Origin of the sequence: Acidovorax sp. HMWF018 (assembly GCF_003061035.1) — a bacterium.
GTDB lineage: Bacteria > Pseudomonadota > Gammaproteobacteria > Burkholderiales > Burkholderiaceae_C > Acidovorax > Acidovorax delafieldii.
In genome coordinates this window covers 35949-52033 of record NZ_QAIM01000386.1, presented here as the reverse complement: position 1 = coordinate 52033, position 16085 = coordinate 35949, and the positions used below count along the sequence as shown (strand labels likewise).

The following is a 16085-nucleotide window of genomic DNA, read 5'->3' as shown; positions in this document are numbered from 1 at the left end:
CCTGTCGAGGGCCGAGTTCCGCTGCTGCCGGGTGAGTTTCTTTGCCTCGCCCACCCCATCAAGTCTCCCGTTACTGAAATCCCATGAGTTTGCGCATCTACAACACGCTGTCGCGTGCATTGGAAGACTTTTCCCCGCTCGAACCTGGCCATGTGCGCATGTATGTGTGCGGCATGACCATTTATGACCTGTGCCATATCGGCCACGCCCGGATGATGATGGCGTTCGACGTGGTGCAGCGCTGGCTCAAGGCCAGCGGCCTGCGCGTGACCTACGTGCGCAACATCACCGACATCGACGACAAGATCATCAGGCGTGCGCTGGAGCGTGGCATCACCATCCGCCAGCTCACTGACGAGATGATTGCCGCCATGCACCAGGACATCGGCCTGCTGGGCATCGAGCCGCCGTCGGTCGAGCCCCGCGCTACCGAATATGTGCCCCAGATGCTCTCGCTCATCGGCCAGCTGGAAGGCAAGGGCCTTGCCTACCGGGCGAGCAACGGCGATGTGAACTACTCCGTGCGCAAGTTCGATGGCTACGGCAAGCTCTCGGGCAAGTCGCTCGACGAGCTGCGCGCCGGCGAGCGCGTAGCAGTGCTGGACGGCAAGGAAGACCCGCTCGACTTCGTGCTGTGGAAAGCCTCCAAGCCCGAGGAGCCGCCCGAGGCCAAGTGGGACAGCGCTTTTGGTGCTGGCCGCCCCGGCTGGCACATCGAATGCTCGGCCATGAGCTGCGCCACGCTGGGCGAGACCTTCGACATCCACGGCGGCGGCGCAGACCTGCAGTTCCCCCACCATGAGAACGAAATCGCCCAAAGTGAAGGTGCCACGGGCAAACCGCTGGCCAAGTTCTGGGTGCACAACGGCTTTGTGCGCGTGGACAACGAGAAGATGTCCAAGAGCCTGGGCAACTTCTTCACCATCCGCGACGTGCTCAAGACGTATGACGCAGAAACCGTGCGCTTTTTCATCGTCCGCGCCCACTACCGCAGTGCGCTGAACTACAGTGATGCGCACCTGGATGACGCGCGCCAGGCGCTCAAGCGGCTGTACACCGCGCTGAGCCTGGTGACTCCCGCACAAGAAACCACTTCTATCGACTGGACCAACCCTTACGCGGCCCGCTTCAAGGCCGCGATGGACGAGGACTTTGGCACTCCCGAGGCCGTGGCCGTGCTGTTTGATCTGGCAAGCGAGGTCAACAAGACCCGCTCCGTCGAGCTGGCGGGGTTGCTCCAGGCGCTGGGTGGCTGCCTGGGGATCTTGCAGGGTGACCCCAAGGCTTTTCTTCAGTCCGGGGCCGCCGGTGTGGATGAGTCTGAGATTCAGGCACAGATTGCTGCCCGGGCCGCAGCCAAGGCGGCCAAGAACTTTGCCGAGGCCGACCGCATCCGCAACCACTTGCTGGCCCAGGGCATCGTGCTCAAGGACTCTGCCGCCGGCACCACATGGGAAGCTGCCCAATGAGCATTGTTTTGATGCTAAATATGCCAGTAGTGCAGGTGGAATAAGCGGTGGCAGCTTCTAAAAAGATATCGGGTGACGCTGTGGCGCCGTCGCTGGTGCTGGCCACGCCCGACTACTGGGCCGAGGCCTGCAAGCACCTGGTGAAAAAAGACCGGGTGATGAAGCGCCTGATCCCGCAGTTTGGCGACGCCGCGCTGCAGACCAAGGGCGACCCCTTCATCACGCTGGCGCGTTCCATCGTGGGCCAGCAGGTGTCCGTGGCTTCGGCGCAGGTCGTGTGGGAGCGTTTTGTGGCGCTGCTGCCGCGCGGCATGAAGCCCGCCAGCGTGCTCAAGCTCAAGATCGATGACATGCGGGCCGCAGGCCTTTCGGCCCGCAAAGTGGACTACCTGGTGGACCTGGCCATGCACTTTGAGGGCGGCAAGCTGCACGTCAAGGACTGGGCCGCCATGGATGACGAGGCCATCATTGCCGAGCTGGTGGCCATCCGTGGCATCGGCCGATGGACGGCCGAGATGTTTTTGATCTTCTATTTGATGCGGCCCAATGTTTTGCCCCTCGATGACGTGGGGTTGATCAGCGGGATCAGCCAGAATTACTTCTCTGGCGACCCGGTGAGCCGCAGCGACGCCCGTGAGGTGGCCGAGGCCTGGAAGCCCTGGTGCAGCGTCGCGACTTGGTATATTTGGCGGTCTCTGGACCCCCTGCCTGTAACCTATTGACACCACTGCAGGCACGCCGGTTACAGTGCGTGCCATTCGTGGCAACCCCGCCGGGTGCGATCCCCAAGGAGAAAAACGTTGGCGAAAAAGACCTTTCTGGATTTCGAACAGCCCATTGCCGAGCTGGAGTCCAAAATTGAAGAACTGCGCTACGTGCAGACCGAGAGTGCCGTCGATATCTCGGAAGAGATCGACCAGCTGAGCAAGAAGAGCCAGCAACTCACCAAAGACATTTACAGCGAACTGTCGCCCTGGCAGATCACCAAGATCGCCCGCCACCCTGAGCGTCCCTACACGCTCGACTACGTGCGCGACATCTTCACCGACTTCGTCGAGCTGCACGGCGACCGCCACTACGCGGACGACCTGTCCATCGTGGGCGGCCTCGCGCGCTTCAACGGCCACGCCTGTATGGTGCTGGGCCATCAGAAGGGCCGCGACACGAAGGAGCGCGCCATGCGCAACTTTGGCATGAGCAAGCCAGAGGGCTATCGCAAGGCCCTGCGCCTGATGAAGACGGCCGAGAAATTCAAGCTGCCCGTGTTCACCTTTGTGGACACGCCCGGCGCCTATCCGGGCATTGACGCCGAAGAGCGCGGCCAGTCCGAGGCCATTGGCCGCAACATCTTCGAGATGGCGCAGCTCGAAGTACCCATCATCACCACCATCATTGGCGAAGGCGGCTCCGGGGGAGCCTTGGCCATCAGCGTGGCCGATCAGGTTGTGATGCTGCAATACGCCATCTACTCGGTCATCAGCCCCGAAGGCTGTGCGTCCATCCTCTGGAAGACCAGCGACAAGGCGCAAGAGGCCGCTGACGCCCTGGGCATCACCGCCCACCGCCTCAAGGCCCTGGGCCTGGTGGACAAGATCGTGAGCGAGCCCGTGGGTGGCGCCCATCGCGATCACAAGCAGATGGCCGCATTTTTGAAGCGCGCTTTGGGCGATGCCTTCCGCCAGGTGGCAGACCTCAAGACCAAAGACTTGCTGGACCGCCGCTACGAGCGTCTGCAGAGCTACGGCCGCTTCAGCGACACCAAGGCGGACGCCCGCTAAGCCCGCTGAGGGCAGGTTCTGGCCTGTCGTTGCTGGCAATGAATGCACCAGCTTGGTGCGGTTCCAACGGCCCTTCGGGGCCGTTGTTGTTTTTCTGGCCGACTCCTTGCAGGGGCGCACAAACCCGCACTGGCGCATGGACTGCTACCGGATGTAACATGCCTGCAGACCGCCTGCGCGGGCGGTTCAAGGAGGGCTTCATGTCGCTTCTGAAGACGCTCAAAGGCCAGATCCTGGTCCTCTCTGCCACCTGCATGGTGGCTGCCCTGATGGTGTTGACGTTGGTCAACTACCTGTCGGCGCGTGCACAGGCGCAGGTTTCGCTGGCCGAAGAGGGCATGGCGACCGCCAAGAGCCATGCAGAAACCATCGAGGAGTGGGCGCGGGCCAAGGCCACGATCATTGCGGCCTCCGTCGCCGCCTTTGAAGATCCCGAACCTGCCAAGTCTCTGGCCATGCTGCGCGACGCGGGCAAGTTCAGCACGGCGTATTTTGGCTACGCGGACAAGAAGTACGTATTTTCAGAGACTCGCAGCCTGCCCGCCGACTACGACCCCACCGCACGTCCTTGGTACAAGCAGGCCGCGCAAGCGGGCGGGTCTGTGGTCACGCCGCCCTACATCTCGGCGTCCGATCAAAAGCTGGTGGTGACTTTTGCGACCCCGGTGGGCGCTGGCGCAGCGCTCAAAGGCGTGGCGGCTGGTGATGTCTACATGGAGTCGGTGGTTGCCAATGTGGCTTCCATCCAGCCCACGCCGCAGAGTTTCGGGTTTCTGGTGTCTGCCGACGGCAAGATCATCGCCCACCGCGACCAGGCGCTGACCCTCAAGCCCATTGCCGATTTGTCCAAGGACCTCGTGATCGACAAGCTGCTCGCGGCATCCAAGGACAAAAGCTTGCTGCAGGCGGACATTGCGTCGCGCAGCCGGTTACTCAGCGTGGTGCCGATCGCGGGCACCTCATGGATGCTGGTGGTGGCCCTGGATGAAAGCGAGGCCATGGCACCGATCCGGGCCATGCTGGCCACATCGCTGATCTCCAGCATTTTGGTGTTGGTGGTGGCCGTTGGGCTGCTGGGCGTGGTTCTGACGCGGCGCCTGCGCCAGCTCACGCTGGTGCGTGACGCGATGCATGAAATCGGCGCCGGTGATGGCGACCTGTCGCGCCGCATCGACGCCCACGGTGAGGACGAGCTGGCCCAGATCGCCGGTAGCTTCAACAGCTTTGCGGGCAAGCTCTCCGGTGTGCTCTCGCAGATCCGTGACGCCAGCAGCTCGGTACGCGTGGCCGCCGAAGAGATTGCCACTGGCAACCATGACCTGAGCGGGCGCACCGAACTCACGGCATCCAGCTTGCAGCAGACATCAGCCTCCATGCAGCAGCTGACCGAGACCGTCCGGCACAACGCAGACTCGGCACGCCAGGCCAACCAGCTGGTAGCCCAGGCGTCCAGCGTGGCGCAACATGGTGGGCAGGTGGTGGGCAATGTGGTGACCACCATGGACCAGATCAATGCGGCCTCGCGCAAGATCAACGACATCATTGGCGTCATCGACGGCATTGCCTTCCAGACCAACATCCTTGCGCTCAATGCTGCGGTGGAAGCCGCCCGCGCGGGCGAGCAGGGCAGGGGCTTTGCGGTGGTAGCAGGCGAGGTGCGCAGCCTCGCCCAGCGCAGCGCCGAGGCCGCACGCGAGATCAAGACCCTGATCAATACCTCGGTCGAGCAGGTGGAAAACGGCTCGCGGCTGGTACACGACGCGGGCACTACCATGACCGAGATCGTGACCTCGGTGCAGCGTGTGACGGACATCATGGCCGAGATCACGGCGTCCACCAATGAGCAAAGCACCAGCATCAACGAGGTCGGCCAGGCCGTGGCCCAACTCGACCAGATGACCCAGCAGAACGCAGCGCTGGTGGAGGAGAGCGCTGCTGCGGCACAGAGCCTCAAGGACCAGTCGGTGCGGCTGTCGGAGGTGGTGGGTACCTTCCGCCTGTCCACCGACCCTGCCCACGCTGCGCCACGGCTGTCCTCGCCGGGCGGTTAAGTTGCCAGGGGCGGGGCGGCGCCCCCCATGCACCTTACTGCCGGAGTGCGGGGCACCGTGATAATCGGCGCCCATGCGCCGCCATTTCTCCCTCGTTCTCTACGCCCTCCGGGCACGTCCGGCGGTTGCGACGGGTCCCGCTGCAGGGCCTGAAGGGCGGATGCGATGACGCAATCAATGGACGCCGCCCTGCGGGCCTTTGCGCCCGTGTTGCCGATGGCCGTGGCGTTGAGCGGGGGCGCAGACTCGACCGCGTTGCTGTTGGGCTGTGCACGCCGCTGGCCCGGGCAGGTGCTGGCCATCCATGTGCACCATGGGCTGCAGGCGGCCGCCGATGGGTTTGAGCAGCATTGCGTGGCCTTGTGTAGCAAGCTGGGCGTGCCCTTGCGTGTGCAGCGACTGGACGCGCGCCCCGCGTCCGGCCAGAGCCCCGAGGATGCCGCTCGGCAAGCCAGATACCAGGCTTTGACGGCAGTAGCGCTAGAGGATCATGCCTTGGGTGCTATTCAATCCATAGCAATTGCACAGCACGCCGACGATCAGGCCGAAACCCTGCTACTCGCCCTGTCGCGCGGAGCGGGAGTGGCCGGCCTGGCCGCCATGCCCGCCCAGTGGACGCGTGCTGGTCTGGTCTGGCACCGCCCCTTGTTGCAGGTGTCAGCGGCGGACGTACGCGATTGGTTGAAGGCACAAGGCCAGGCGTGGGTGGAAGACCCCACCAACTCCGATGAGCGCTTCACGCGCAACCGCATTCGGGCGCAACTGCTGCCTGCGCTGCATGCCGCATTCCCGTCCTTTCGCGATACCTTTGCACGGTCGGCCGCCAATGCAGCCCAGGCTGCCGAGCTGCTGCACGAGATGGCACAGCAGGACCTGTCCTTGGTGGGCGAGCCCCCCGGTATCAAGGCCCTGCAGGGGCTCACCCGCGCCCGCCAGGCCAACGTGGTGCGCCACTGGCTGCGCCATGCCCACCAAACCACCCCGGGAGCCGCGCAATTGGGCGAGCTGCTGGATCAGATCCAGGCCTGTACCACACGGGGTCACCACATCCGCATCAAGGTAGGAAGCGGCTTTGTCGTGCGGTCTGGTCTTACGCTGGAATGGCGGAGGCAGTAGCTCTCAGGTGTCTTTTTGCCCGCGTCACGGGGCGACACCCACAAACACGGGAGCAAACCGCCGCATCCGGCACGTTGCCAATCGCGAAGATTGCCAGCTCTATGAGCTCGGTGCGTCCAATAGAAAGCCCGAGTCCGTCCTTGCCCCCTGTCCAACAGGCTAAACACACAAGCCATCCGCGCTCGAATGGCCTCCATATGCGACATCAAAACCTAGGCGGCAATCGGCAAAAAAGTGAATCCAGCTATCAGCGCCCGGCGTGCGCGAGGACTTTGGACCAGACCACCTATGCTGCTGCAACCAGCGGAACAGCCTCTGAAATGAGGCATAATAGCTGGATTGGAAACGTGACCGAGTGGCCGAAGGTGCTCCCCTGCTAAGGGAGTATGGGGTGTAGAGCCTCATCGAGGGTTCGAATCCCTCCGTTTCCGCCAACCATCTGGAAAAGCTGCAAGCATGGCCTTAAAGCCATCTGCAGCTTTTTTTTCGTCTTCGCGTTCTGACTGTTCCAAGTCCTCGGCCATCGCGGCCATGAACGCATGTGCAGGGTCCTCTCCAAGGATCGCGCGCAATTTGCCCCGAACGCGCCAGTTCGCAGGCCTTTCTCCCTTTTTGATCTTCGCCAAGTTCGCTTGCTCCATGTCGAGCAAAGCGGCTAGCTTTCGTTGGCTTCCAGCTATCGAAGTAGCATCATCGATTAATTTATTTAATTCAATATCGATATACATCTGACTACACTCCGGCTCGTTGATATGCAAATGACTACGATGTCATTTGGACAATTTTCACACAGGAGCCGCCATGACCGCCAGAACCCCAGTTCGCACACCTCCAGCCACCAAAGGCGCTGCACGCGCTGTGGCGTCTCCTGCAGCGCCTGCGCTGGGGGTGTGCACCCGCTCTTACGTCAAGGTCTCTTCCTCCGTGTTGCGCTGGTCGCGTATCGAGATCAAGGGGTAATCGCTATGAGCTTTCAAGCTATCGAGGCCTTGAACCTTGCCCATTTCGTTCTCGGCTGCGCAATGCTGTTTTTTGTCGCTGTCTTCGGTCTATTGGCCGTGGGGTCGTTTGCCTTGAGAGTGGCTCGGCCCACGACTGGAGCACAAGAATGAGCAAGGTGCTGATGCAATCCGGCGCGGGCATGCTGGACCTGTTCTCCAGCTCGGTGTTACAGCGACCTGGCGTATCAGTCCTTTTCGCCCGCTCCGATTCCTGTTACTTCGACCTGGTGGACGACGTGTGGGACGCCCAGCGCGATGCACGCGGCTACACAGGCGCCAATCCCGTTGTTTGCCATCCCCCATGCCGTGGCTGGGGTCGTCTGCGTCACTGGGCAAAACCTCGCCCCGATGAAAAAGCCCTGGCTCTGTTCGCCGTTGAACAGGTGCGCCGCTGTGGCGGTGTACTGGAACACCCATGGGGCAGCACCCTTTGGCATGCTGCAGAGCTTCCACACCCAGGCAAGGTGGATGCCTGGGGCGGGTGGACATTGCTTGTCGATCAGGGCTGGTGGGGCCACGCTGCACCCAAGCCGACATATCTCTATATCGTCGGCTGCAGCCGCGAAGAGTTGGGTGAGCTGCCCGTCCAGTTACACCGAGCTGAAGGCCGCACGCTGCACCTCTCTCCCGCAGATCGCGAGCGCACACCCCCAGCGTTCGCCCGCTTCCTTGTCGATGTAGCCGCCAAGTGCGCCGGCTTACTGTTACAGCCGCCGGCCGCAGCAGTTACAGCCAGCTGCGCGACGTCCACTGTTACAGCCGCCCAGGTCCGCAGTAACAGCGACCTGGCTGCGCCTGCCCGCGCTGCTTCCAAGCGTGCTGCTTTCAAGGCATGGGCTCAAGCATGACCAGCGCAGCCAATCGCTCCGCATGGCTGCAGATAGCCGCAGCCCTCGACAAGCACCCGCACCGCGATCTTTTCGATCACGCGCGCCGCGTCGCTGCGATTGAAGCGCAGCGCGCGGAGGGGCCCCGCGCCAGCGGGGGGGATGCCGCGCGCGAAGCGCAATCTTTTGCTATCAATTTTGGGGGGTGCGTAGCACCTCAGACAGCTTCGGTCCCCGATGGTAATCACGGGGACAACTTTCCAGGGGGCGCAGCATGACCCACCCCACATCGCTCGTTCTAGAGGGCAATGAGGTCAAGCTCCGTTTGCAAGCGGAGCGCGTCCAAACCGGCTCGCCCGTTCATGTCGATTGGCTCCGCTTCACCGTCAATCTGCGTTTCGCTCCCATCCCCACGGTCGAGCATCTTTTCCCGCCCGCCCAGTCTTCGGAGTTCGATTTGCGCTCAGAGCATCAACTGAGCGAAGACGACCGCCGCCGCGCCAAGCTCTGCCACCTGCTGCGCGATATTCCAGACCCTGACTTTGCCGCCAGCACACAAGCGCTTGAGCTTGCCAACAACGTGTGCGAAATCCTCGGTGAAGGCTTCACCGTGGACCCCGAAATGAAGAAGGGGCACGACTTCTACCGCCACCGCTGGAGCATCCTGCGCGCAGGCAATGAATGCGGCTGGGTCGGCTTCCTCGCCTCCGGCGAAAGCCCACGGCAGCGCGCCCAGTCAAAGACCATTCATTGCAACCTGTACGGCGTCGCCTGCACGTTTGCTGCCCCAGGCTGGGCACCACGCATGGCCGATTACATGGACGAACATCGCGCCCTGGTCACGCGCTGCGATCTGGCCCTGGACTTCTTCGATGGCATCAGCGGTGGTATGGACCGCGTTGCCAGCGACTACGACGCCGGAGCTATGGACCACTACGGCCACCGGCCCGAACACAACTGCGTGGGCGCATGGCGCGCTGGTGGTGTGGGTCGCTCCTTCTACTTCGGCAGCAAGGCCGCAGGCAAGCAAACCAACGTCTATGACAAGGGCGTGCAGCTCTACGGCAAACAGGACGCCACCGGCTGGCAGCGGATTGAGTTGCGCTATGGAAACCAAAAGCGCCTGCTCCCTACCGACATTCTTCGCAGGCCCGCTGACTTCTTCGCAGGTGCCAGTGATTGGCATGCCCTGATGCTGGCTGAACACGGTGCTATTGCATCGCCAGAGCCCATCAAAACAGAGCCGCGCCTGCCGCTCGAAACGCTCATGGCTGAGTGCACGCGCAACGCCCGTTGGTTCTTCTCCACTGCAGGCAAATCAGCCGCGCTCGCGTTCCTCTACATGGACCGCGAAACCCTCATGCAATTCATCGAGAACTGCGCAGAGATGCCCGGTCGGCTGTCCAAGTTCAAGCGCTCCGAAGTCGAGCGCATCTATCAGCAGATGTTCAAAAAAATCTCGGGCTCCGGTGCTGGCCACGCCGCGTACGCCCACTAACCCAGGCCACGAAAGACCAACCATGAAAATGACCAGCAAAGCCGTGCTGCACGGCCTCAAGCAATCCAAGGGCGACTATGAGGGCCGCGCCTTCGACTCCACCACCTTTCACCTGTCGGTGGACATTGCGCAGTCCTCCAGCGGTGAAAGCATCGGCGTAGTCACTCGCCCGTTCAAGCTGGGCGACTCTACTGAGTTCCAGAAGTGGGCACACCTCAAGAATTCGTGGCCCCTCGGTGGCGTGATGTGCGAGTGCGAATTCGACATCGTGGCCGGTGCCGACAACAGCACAAAGCTCACGCTGCTGGCTATCAAACCCGCAGCCCAGGCCAAGGCCGCGTAAGGCCAAAGGCAAGCCATGCGCAACGTGATCCAGTCCCGCACAACAGGCGCTTTCCTCGCGCCGTCTTTCGAGGACGGCCAGCCGGAGTGGGTCATGTTGCTCTGCGAAGCCGCCATCGTGGAAGACCTCGAAACCTGTGTGCAACTCATCGAAGACCACACCGAGCCTTTCCACCGACCCCAAGTCATCGACCTCGATGACCTCTACAAAAAGCAGGAGCCCACCCATGGATGAAATCGAACTGGAGTGCCCCAAGTGCGGCGCCCTTATTGGCTACGACCATGTTCAAGAAGTCGAGGGCGATGACAACGCCTGCGGCTGTCCTGAATGCGGCGAATCCTCCCCCACAGATGAGTGGTTTGCGTGATGCGCTTCCTCGTCTGCTACTCCGAGGTCAACCCTTGCCCCGAAGCCTCCACCGCGTGGGTTTCCATGTCCGATCTGATGGACCTCGCCCAGCTTGGCATTGACCCCCCAACGGTGCTTTACGTCATCTCTTGGGGCTTCGCCTTCGTGCTGGGCTCCTTCCTTTTGGGCTGGGGTGCATCCCTCGCCATCGGCCTGATCAAAAAGCTCTAGCAGTCGCCAGCGTCAAGCCCTCGCGGCTTCGCGGTGTCGATTTCCGGCATCACTTCATCAACTCAAAGGAAACTCAAATGCAAACGTTCAAGCAAATCAAGAAGTACGGCTCCCGCGCACTGGTGGCCGTGAGTGCTGGAGCCTTCGGCACCGCCGCCATGGCCCAGACCGCAACCAATCCCATCAATCAGATGCTCGAAGCTATCGGCCTCGATGGTGTCACTGCCTCGATCATCGCCGTGTGCCTGATCATCGTCGGCATCGCCCTCGCAATGAAGGGTCCCGATGTTGCCAAGCGTGTGATCCGCAAGGTCTAAGGCGGTCCCATGCTGATCGGCGCTCATGTCGTCCTGTTCTGGGGCCTTATGGCCATCTTGGGCGGCATGGGCGCCGTCTGCTTTGTGCTTGGATTCAGGAGCAATTGACGATGATTAAAAAACTGCTCACTGTCGCCGCTGCAGCCTTATTTTGTGTATCTGCTAACGCTGGGTACGCGCAGTTAAAACCTCCTCCAGGCTGGAGCCCTGGCGGATATGCTCCAGCAGCAAATGACGCCAGCTTTGGCCGCATCATCTTTAGTCCGAACGGCCCTACAGCTACTGTCGGAGGTCAGGCCGTCAAGATGCCAGCTGCCTATCGTCTTGCTGCCAATGCACCTCGAATTGCTGCAGCAGCCATTTTTGCAAACCCTTACGTTCGCGTCGGGGCTGCAATTGCTACTTGGCTCGGTGTCGCAAAAGTTGCCTACGACATTGGCAGTGGTTCTTGGATCAGTACCGCCCCTAACCCAGAGACCTCTTGTAATCTTTCTGGTGGTGACCAATCCGCGTACGAGTCCTGGCTTGGCTCGCTAGGCGGTAACGGTGCTTATGACGTTGCTCATCGTGTCACTCCCTGGAAGAAGATCGTCAACGATAAGTGCCAGTTTGGCGCTACACAGCTCGCGCGCCAATGGCATGGAAGTGATCGCTCTACAGATCAGGTTTTTGTCCAAAAGCCAATGTCTGATCATTCAGGTCCTGCTCGTCCTTTGACAAAGGAGGAGTTTGAGCGAATTCTTGCCCCTGATATTTCCACCCCTGGATCTCCTCAGATGCCAGAGAACGTACCTCAGGAACTGCCACAGCCAACCCCTCTGCCTATTGAGCAGCCTTCGCCCTGGATCAACCCTGACCCCGGCGCAAATCCCCAGCATCGTCCTCGATTCGTTCCAACTGGTGACCCTCAGCCAAACCCCAACTACGACCCCAACGCCCCCATTAGCCCAGAAAATCAGCCCTGGTATCAGCCCGGCGTGCGAATCGTTCCTAGCCCCACTGTCAGCGAGCCTTGGCGTGTGGACTATCAACCTGTCGCACGTCCACAGCCCACCAAAGACCCCGCTACGCAGCCTGAAAACGAACCAGGCACAAAGCCAGAAGACCAGACCGAGCAGCCCGATCTTTGCGAGAAGAACCCAGGCATCGTCGCGTGTGAAAACGGTGAAATCAACGATGTTGGTTTGCCTCCTATTCCAATGCTCTATGAGCGCAAATACCCCGAAGGGCTTACAGGCATCTGGAACCAAAAGAGTCAGCAGATCAAGCAGTCCAGCACCTTCACACTCGCTGAGCAGCTTATGCCCACGACTCTCACTGCAGGTGCCTGCCCTTCCTGGGTGATTCCATTGAACTTCGCTTCATGGGCAAGCTACGGTGAATACAACGTGGCCCCCCCTTGCTGGATATGGGACGTTGCAAAAACCATCATCATCATTTCAGCGCTGATGCTGGCCCGCTCTCTGATCTTCGGCGGCTGACATGCTGGCTAAGTTCTTCAATCTCATCATCGCCAAGATTTCGGCGGTCCTCACGTGGATAGGGAACCTCTACAAGGCCGTTATGACGGCTGGCTGGGACTTCATCCGGGATGCTGCCTGCTGGCCTTTCGAGCAGCTCATGGATATCGTCGTGTCTGCCATCCAGGCCATCGACATGACCGGTCTAGCCTCCCAGGTCGGTGCCTGGGGATCGCTGCCCGCTGAGCTGTTGAACATCCTCGGCCTCCTTGGAATCGGCACTGCTTCGGCCATCATCGTTGCAGCTATTGGCGTACGGCTCGTACTGCAGTTGATTCCCTTCGTAAGGCTCGGATCATGATCAACGGCCTTGAAGGAATCCCAGGCTCTGGCAAGAGCTATGAGGCTGTCGTCTACCACGTTCTGCCCATGTTGCAGCAGGGGCGCAAGGTCATCACAAACCTGCCGCTGATCGTGGAAATGTTTGCGGCCATCGATCCCGGCTATACCCACCTCATCGAGCTACGCCGTAGGCCAAAGCCAGTGATGGGCAAGTGGGACGCCGACGCCATGGACGATGATGGAAACGGCAACGCTTTCATGTTGTTTGAAGACCCGTCAACGCACCATAAGCCCACGGAGTCGGTTTCTGTCTTTGGGCACGTTTGGGACTACTACAGCACGTGGAAGCACCCTGAAACTGGGCAAGGCCCAGTGTTCATCATCGATGAATGCCACCTTGCATTGCCCACTGTCGGCACCTCAAAAGAGGTTGTCGAGTTCTTCAAGCTCCACCGGCATTTCAACTGCGACATCTTGTTGATGACGCAGAGCTTTAGGGACATCAATCAGCCCATCGCTCGCCTTATGGCAATGCTGGTGCGCTGCCGTAAAGCGGACATTCTCGGCAAGAAGGATTGCTACATCCGCAAGGTGCATGCGGGCTATCGCGGCGCAGTCATCAGCGTTGAGGAGCGTCCCTACAAGAAGCAGTATTTCCCGCTTTATAAGAGCCACACCCAAGGGAACAGCGTTGCCGAATCAGGCGCCCAGGACGTGGCCCCGCTGAGCGTCAAGCTGCGCCGCTTCACATGGGGGTTTTGGATATTCACGGCCATCGTCATAGCCTGGATGTTCTGGCCCAAGTCGGACCCAAAGAGCAAGGTGCAAAAGACCTCCGATATGCAGTGGACCAAAGACCTCAAGGCCGTTCCACCGGGTGGCACCTTGCGCTCACCAGATCAGCCCGCCCAGGTCATCAAAACCGCCACCGAGGCTCAGGCGCCATCACCTGCACAAGCTGCCTCCAGCGCTGATCCTGACGCAACGCCAGAGCCCTATGCGAGCAAGGGAATCCACCTTACTGGCCGCATCACCATGGGCTCTCAAACGGTGTACACCTTCGCCGTTTCTAACTCGGGCCAACGCATCAGCACGATCGACAGCAGAGACTTAAAGGCAATGGGCTACACGTGGCAACCGCTCACGGATTGCGCCGGCACTTTGCGGTGGAAGGGCAAGGCCCAGGCCATTACCTGTGACTCTCCCATGCTGGCCCAGGGCGCCCAGGATAGGCCGGTTGTGGTGGAGGTTCAATCAGGCCGCTCTAGCGCTTCGGGCGCCGGAATTGAACGGGGTTATAGACCGTCGAGCGCCAGTCCTTCTGTTTCCCCTTCGGCAGTATCCGAAGCTGCTGCATATTTGCCCGGCGTCGTGAACCCAAGAGCCGAGCAGACCCCGCAAAGAGTGCTACCGCCAGGATCACCATTCCAGCCGACGTCAACCACGGATGCATTGCGGCCCATTGGACCGCCAACGTTACAAAGTCCATACCGGCACTTTACCGGATGACCAAATGTCGTCTAAACGGATCTGGCCATGACAATTCACGCGCTGATCGCGATAGGGCAGCGGGCCAGTGGGCGCATCGCCAGCATGCGGTCGATGTGCCCGCCGAAGCCCTTGCGCTTCACCGGCTCAGAGAACACCAGCGCCACCTGCGCAGCCTTCACCAGCTTGCCCAGGTCGCGCACCTTCTTCGCCAGCTCACGCGCCCAGCTCGGCGTGGTCTTGCGCACTGGATAGGCCAGCCGGCCCGCAGCCTTGAAAGCCGCGCCACGCTCGGCCCTGATCGCCCGCAGCAGCCGCGTCGTGGGCCGCGACGTGGCCCACACCAGCAAGCGCCCGAACTGCAAAGGCATCTGCAGCGCCAGAGCTTCAGGAAATTTGCGGTAGTTGCTTGCGATCATGGTGTTCCCCTTCAGGTGTACCGGGCCCCTAGATTCCGAGCCGGACAACTGTTGTCTGTTGCCCGTGCAAGCTGGCCTTGCTTGCACCGTTCCCCTGAGTTCTTCGCCGTGCCATTAGCGGTGCCGGGATTGGGTTGCGGAGGGGGGAGGGTTTGTAAAGCGCAGCTTTATGGATTCCCCCCGCAGCAACCCAAAGAGCCGCAGGCGCGGTCCTGGCTTAGCGTTGGCCGAAGAGGCGAAGAAATCTGGGGAATGGTGCTGGGCGCTACCTCTCACGGGCAACGGACGCCGCGCGGCGAGCGCCTAAAGCTGCGAAGCAAGCTCAAATTGATGGATGTTCAACTGTCGCCGGAAGATCTCAATTGGCGACATTTGGACATCGCACACCGCACTGACACCTGACTTAAAACTTACGCGGCCTGGGGGTGGTAATTCGGGCTTTTACCAGTTGGTGAAATTGCCTAGATTGCCTCTCAAAAGGAGGGCAACTAATGGCATTTGTGGGCTACGCCAGAGTTTCAACGCAGGAACAGGACACAGCTTTGCAGCTCGATGCGCTCGCTAAAGCTGGCTGCGAAATCATCTATCAGGAAAAGGCTAGCGGTGCATCTCGTCGCGGTCGTCACGAGCTGGCGAGGTGCCTTGCCTCACTGCAAAAGGGTGATGTTCTGGTTGTTTACAAAATCGACCGAATTGCAAGGAGCTTGTTTGATCTGCTCGCAATGCTGCGCCAGCTTGAGGCGGTCGGCGCGACCATCAAAAGTGTTACGGAGCCCTTGGACACGACAAACAGTATGGGTGTCTTTGTCGTTCAGATTCTCGGTGCAGTCGCCCAGCTTGAGCGCTCAATGATTCGGGAAAGGTCGATTGCGGGCCAGATTGCCGCTCGTGCGCGTGGGAGGTTGCCTGGGAGACTTCGCGCATTGTCTCCATCTGATGAGGCGGCAGTGGTTGCCGAATATCAGGCTGGTGGAATTACTCAGCGTGGCCTAGCAACTAAATACGGTGTTTCTCCTTCGGTGGTGAAGCGTGCCCTGTATCGCGTCAAGGGCAATTAGTAGCGCCGAAAACATCCGTTTCCGCCAAGATAAGCCCCAAGCGCTCAACGCGCTTGGGGCTTTTTCTTTTGAGTTTTTCAGCCGCCTAGTTATATCTGACGTCGCCTGCGAACTGTCCGAACTCCTCGCACAGTCACTCGTCGATGGACGCGCTCCACCGGCTGCCCCAATCGCTTCCCTTGTTGCTCACCTTGTCGATCTCGCGGCGGTCGCGTTTGGTTGGGCGACCTTCTTGCAATGTCGCGGCTGGCTCGGGGGCCAAGCGGCGCAGTTCTGCGGCCTTTTCGCGGGCGGCGATGCTGTCCGGGGTTTCTTCGTACAGTTGCTGGGCCACTGGCG

Annotated in this window: 19 protein-coding genes, 1 tRNA gene and 1 pseudogene; 18 read left to right on the top strand and 3 right to left on the bottom strand. The window is 60.7% G+C overall.

The features are described 5' to 3' along the window. Positions 1-83 precede the first annotated feature (83 nt). The 6 genes from cysS to DBR23_RS15335 all read left to right on the top strand — a co-directional run bounded on the left by cysS (position 84) and on the right by DBR23_RS15335 (position 6848). Complete coding sequence (cysS, locus tag DBR23_RS15360; protein ID WP_108498820.1) at positions 84-1469, top strand: cysteine--tRNA ligase; 1386 nt, start codon at positions 84-86, stop codon at positions 1467-1469. A gap of 47 nt (positions 1470-1516) precedes the next feature. Then, positions 1517-2191, top strand: coding sequence for a DNA-3-methyladenine glycosylase (locus tag DBR23_RS15355; RefSeq protein WP_108498819.1), 675 nt, complete (start codon positions 1517-1519; stop codon positions 2189-2191). Positions 2192-2269: 78 nt separating this feature from the next. Beyond that, positions 2270-3247, top strand: a complete 978-nt coding sequence (locus DBR23_RS15350) for an acetyl-CoA carboxylase carboxyltransferase subunit alpha (protein ID WP_056747083.1) — start codon at positions 2270-2272, stop codon at positions 3245-3247. Between the two features lie 200 nt (positions 3248-3447). Further along, the gene (locus DBR23_RS15345) at positions 3448-5298 is read left to right on the top strand and encodes a methyl-accepting chemotaxis protein (protein WP_108498836.1); all 1851 of its coding nucleotides are present in this window, start codon (positions 3448-3450) and stop codon (positions 5296-5298) included. A gap of 165 nt (positions 5299-5463) precedes the next feature. After that, positions 5464-6414: a tRNA lysidine(34) synthetase TilS gene (gene tilS, locus DBR23_RS15340; RefSeq protein ID WP_108498818.1), complete on the top strand. Its 951-nt coding sequence runs from the start codon at positions 5464-5466 to the stop codon at positions 6412-6414. Positions 6415-6755: 341 nt separating this feature from the next. Beyond that, a tRNA-Ser gene (locus tag DBR23_RS15335) sits at positions 6756-6848 on the top strand. Here DBR23_RS15335 and DBR23_RS15330 read toward each other — a convergent pair. After that, positions 6816-7142 (bottom strand): hypothetical protein, encoded by a 327-nt coding sequence (locus DBR23_RS15330; protein WP_108498817.1) that lies wholly within the window; start codon positions 7140-7142, stop codon positions 6816-6818. The two genes, DBR23_RS15335 and DBR23_RS15330, sit on opposite strands and share 33 nt — an antisense overlap. Before the next feature lie 73 nt (positions 7143-7215). Between DBR23_RS15330 and DBR23_RS29680 the strand changes: the two genes are divergently transcribed. The 11 genes from DBR23_RS29680 (at position 7216) to DBR23_RS15285 (ending at position 14290) form a co-directional block, all read left to right on the top strand. After that, entirely contained in the window at positions 7216-7374 is a 159-nt protein-coding gene (locus tag DBR23_RS29680; RefSeq protein ID WP_158276465.1) for a hypothetical protein, read from the top strand. Positions 7375-7522: 148 nt separating this feature from the next. Next, positions 7523-8263: a hypothetical protein gene (locus DBR23_RS29970; RefSeq protein ID WP_199227721.1), complete on the top strand. Its 741-nt coding sequence runs from the start codon at positions 7523-7525 to the stop codon at positions 8261-8263. Between the two features lie 253 nt (positions 8264-8516). Next, positions 8517-9740: a replication initiation factor domain-containing protein gene (locus DBR23_RS15320; RefSeq protein ID WP_108498816.1), complete on the top strand. Its 1224-nt coding sequence runs from the start codon at positions 8517-8519 to the stop codon at positions 9738-9740. A 22-nt stretch (positions 9741-9762) separates the two neighbouring features. Next, positions 9763-10083, top strand: coding sequence for a hypothetical protein (locus DBR23_RS15315; protein WP_108498815.1), 321 nt, complete (start codon positions 9763-9765; stop codon positions 10081-10083). Positions 10084-10098: 15 nt separating this feature from the next. Further along, positions 10099-10317, top strand: a complete 219-nt coding sequence (locus DBR23_RS15310; RefSeq protein WP_056060512.1) for a hypothetical protein — start codon at positions 10099-10101, stop codon at positions 10315-10317. Further along, complete coding sequence (locus tag DBR23_RS29675; protein WP_158276464.1) at positions 10310-10450, top strand: hypothetical protein; 141 nt, start codon at positions 10310-10312, stop codon at positions 10448-10450. The genes DBR23_RS15310 and DBR23_RS29675 overlap by 8 nt, the downstream gene beginning before the upstream one ends. Beyond that, entirely contained in the window at positions 10450-10662 is a 213-nt protein-coding gene (locus DBR23_RS15305) for a hypothetical protein (protein ID WP_108498814.1), read from the top strand. Before DBR23_RS29675 ends, DBR23_RS15305 begins: the two co-directional genes overlap by 1 nt. 77 nt (positions 10663-10739) lie before the next feature. Then, positions 10740-10979 (top strand): hypothetical protein, encoded by a 240-nt coding sequence (locus DBR23_RS15300; RefSeq protein ID WP_108498813.1) that lies wholly within the window; start codon positions 10740-10742, stop codon positions 10977-10979. A gap of 110 nt (positions 10980-11089) precedes the next feature. Continuing rightward, positions 11090-12460 (top strand): hypothetical protein, encoded by a 1371-nt coding sequence (locus DBR23_RS29345; RefSeq protein WP_146191347.1) that lies wholly within the window; start codon positions 11090-11092, stop codon positions 12458-12460. Position 12461: 1 nt separating this feature from the next. Then, a complete protein-coding gene (locus DBR23_RS15290; protein ID WP_108498811.1) occupies positions 12462-12800 on the top strand; it encodes a DUF2523 family protein in 339 nt (112 codons plus the stop codon). Next, a complete protein-coding gene (locus DBR23_RS15285) occupies positions 12797-14290 on the top strand; it encodes a zonular occludens toxin domain-containing protein (protein WP_108498810.1) in 1494 nt (497 codons plus the stop codon). The genes DBR23_RS15290 and DBR23_RS15285 overlap by 4 nt, the downstream gene beginning before the upstream one ends. A gap of 35 nt (positions 14291-14325) precedes the next feature. Here the strand turns inward: DBR23_RS15285 and DBR23_RS15280 are convergent, their stop codons facing one another. Continuing rightward, positions 14326-14688 carry a hypothetical protein gene (locus DBR23_RS15280; protein WP_108498809.1) on the bottom strand — a complete coding sequence of 121 codons (363 nt, stop codon included), beginning with the start codon at positions 14686-14688 and terminating at the stop codon, positions 14326-14328. Positions 14689-15179: 491 nt separating this feature from the next. On the opposite strand from DBR23_RS15280, the gene DBR23_RS15275 reads away from it, so the two are divergent. Further along, a complete protein-coding gene (locus DBR23_RS15275) occupies positions 15180-15746 on the top strand; it encodes a recombinase family protein (protein WP_108498808.1) in 567 nt (188 codons plus the stop codon). A gap of 133 nt (positions 15747-15879) precedes the next feature. On the opposite strand, the pseudogene DBR23_RS30765 reads toward DBR23_RS15275, so the two are convergent. Then, positions 15880-16085, bottom strand: a pseudogene (locus tag DBR23_RS30765) (RNA-binding S4 domain-containing protein); the annotation flags it as partial.

What these genes read in the sequence shown, in the direction of transcription:
- DBR23_RS15290 (WP_108498811.1), top strand. Translation starts at nt 12,462, where the DNA reads ATGCTGGCTAAGTTCTTCAATCTCATCATCGCCAAGATTTCGGCGGTC.
- DBR23_RS15305 (WP_108498814.1), top strand. Translation starts at nt 10,450, where the DNA reads ATGCGCTTCCTCGTCTGCTACTCCGAGGTCAACCCTTGCCCCGAAGCC.
- DBR23_RS15330 (WP_108498817.1), bottom strand. Translation starts at nt 7,142, where the DNA reads ATGTATATCGATATTGAATTAAATAAATTAATCGATGATGCTACTTCG.
- DBR23_RS29675 (WP_158276464.1), top strand. Translation starts at nt 10,310, where the DNA reads ATGGATGAAATCGAACTGGAGTGCCCCAAGTGCGGCGCCCTTATTGGC.
- DBR23_RS29970 (WP_199227721.1), top strand. Translation starts at nt 7,523, where the DNA reads ATGAGCAAGGTGCTGATGCAATCCGGCGCGGGCATGCTGGACCTGTTC.
- DBR23_RS15300 (WP_108498813.1), top strand. Translation starts at nt 10,740, where the DNA reads ATGCAAACGTTCAAGCAAATCAAGAAGTACGGCTCCCGCGCACTGGTG.
- DBR23_RS29680 (WP_158276465.1), top strand. Translation starts at nt 7,216, where the DNA reads ATGACCGCCAGAACCCCAGTTCGCACACCTCCAGCCACCAAAGGCGCT.
- tilS (WP_108498818.1), top strand. Translation starts at nt 5,464, where the DNA reads ATGACGCAATCAATGGACGCCGCCCTGCGGGCCTTTGCGCCCGTGTTG.
- DBR23_RS15315 (WP_108498815.1), top strand. Translation starts at nt 9,763, where the DNA reads ATGAAAATGACCAGCAAAGCCGTGCTGCACGGCCTCAAGCAATCCAAG.
- DBR23_RS15285 (WP_108498810.1), top strand. Translation starts at nt 12,797, where the DNA reads ATGATCAACGGCCTTGAAGGAATCCCAGGCTCTGGCAAGAGCTATGAG.
- DBR23_RS15345 (WP_108498836.1), top strand. Translation starts at nt 3,448, where the DNA reads ATGTCGCTTCTGAAGACGCTCAAAGGCCAGATCCTGGTCCTCTCTGCC.
- DBR23_RS15280 (WP_108498809.1), bottom strand. Translation starts at nt 14,688, where the DNA reads ATGATCGCAAGCAACTACCGCAAATTTCCTGAAGCTCTGGCGCTGCAG.
- DBR23_RS15275 (WP_108498808.1), top strand. Translation starts at nt 15,180, where the DNA reads ATGGCATTTGTGGGCTACGCCAGAGTTTCAACGCAGGAACAGGACACA.
- cysS (WP_108498820.1), top strand. Translation starts at nt 84, where the DNA reads ATGAGTTTGCGCATCTACAACACGCTGTCGCGTGCATTGGAAGACTTT.
- DBR23_RS29345 (WP_146191347.1), top strand. Translation starts at nt 11,090, where the DNA reads ATGATTAAAAAACTGCTCACTGTCGCCGCTGCAGCCTTATTTTGTGTA.
- DBR23_RS15310 (WP_056060512.1), top strand. Translation starts at nt 10,099, where the DNA reads ATGCGCAACGTGATCCAGTCCCGCACAACAGGCGCTTTCCTCGCGCCG.
- DBR23_RS15320 (WP_108498816.1), top strand. Translation starts at nt 8,517, where the DNA reads ATGACCCACCCCACATCGCTCGTTCTAGAGGGCAATGAGGTCAAGCTC.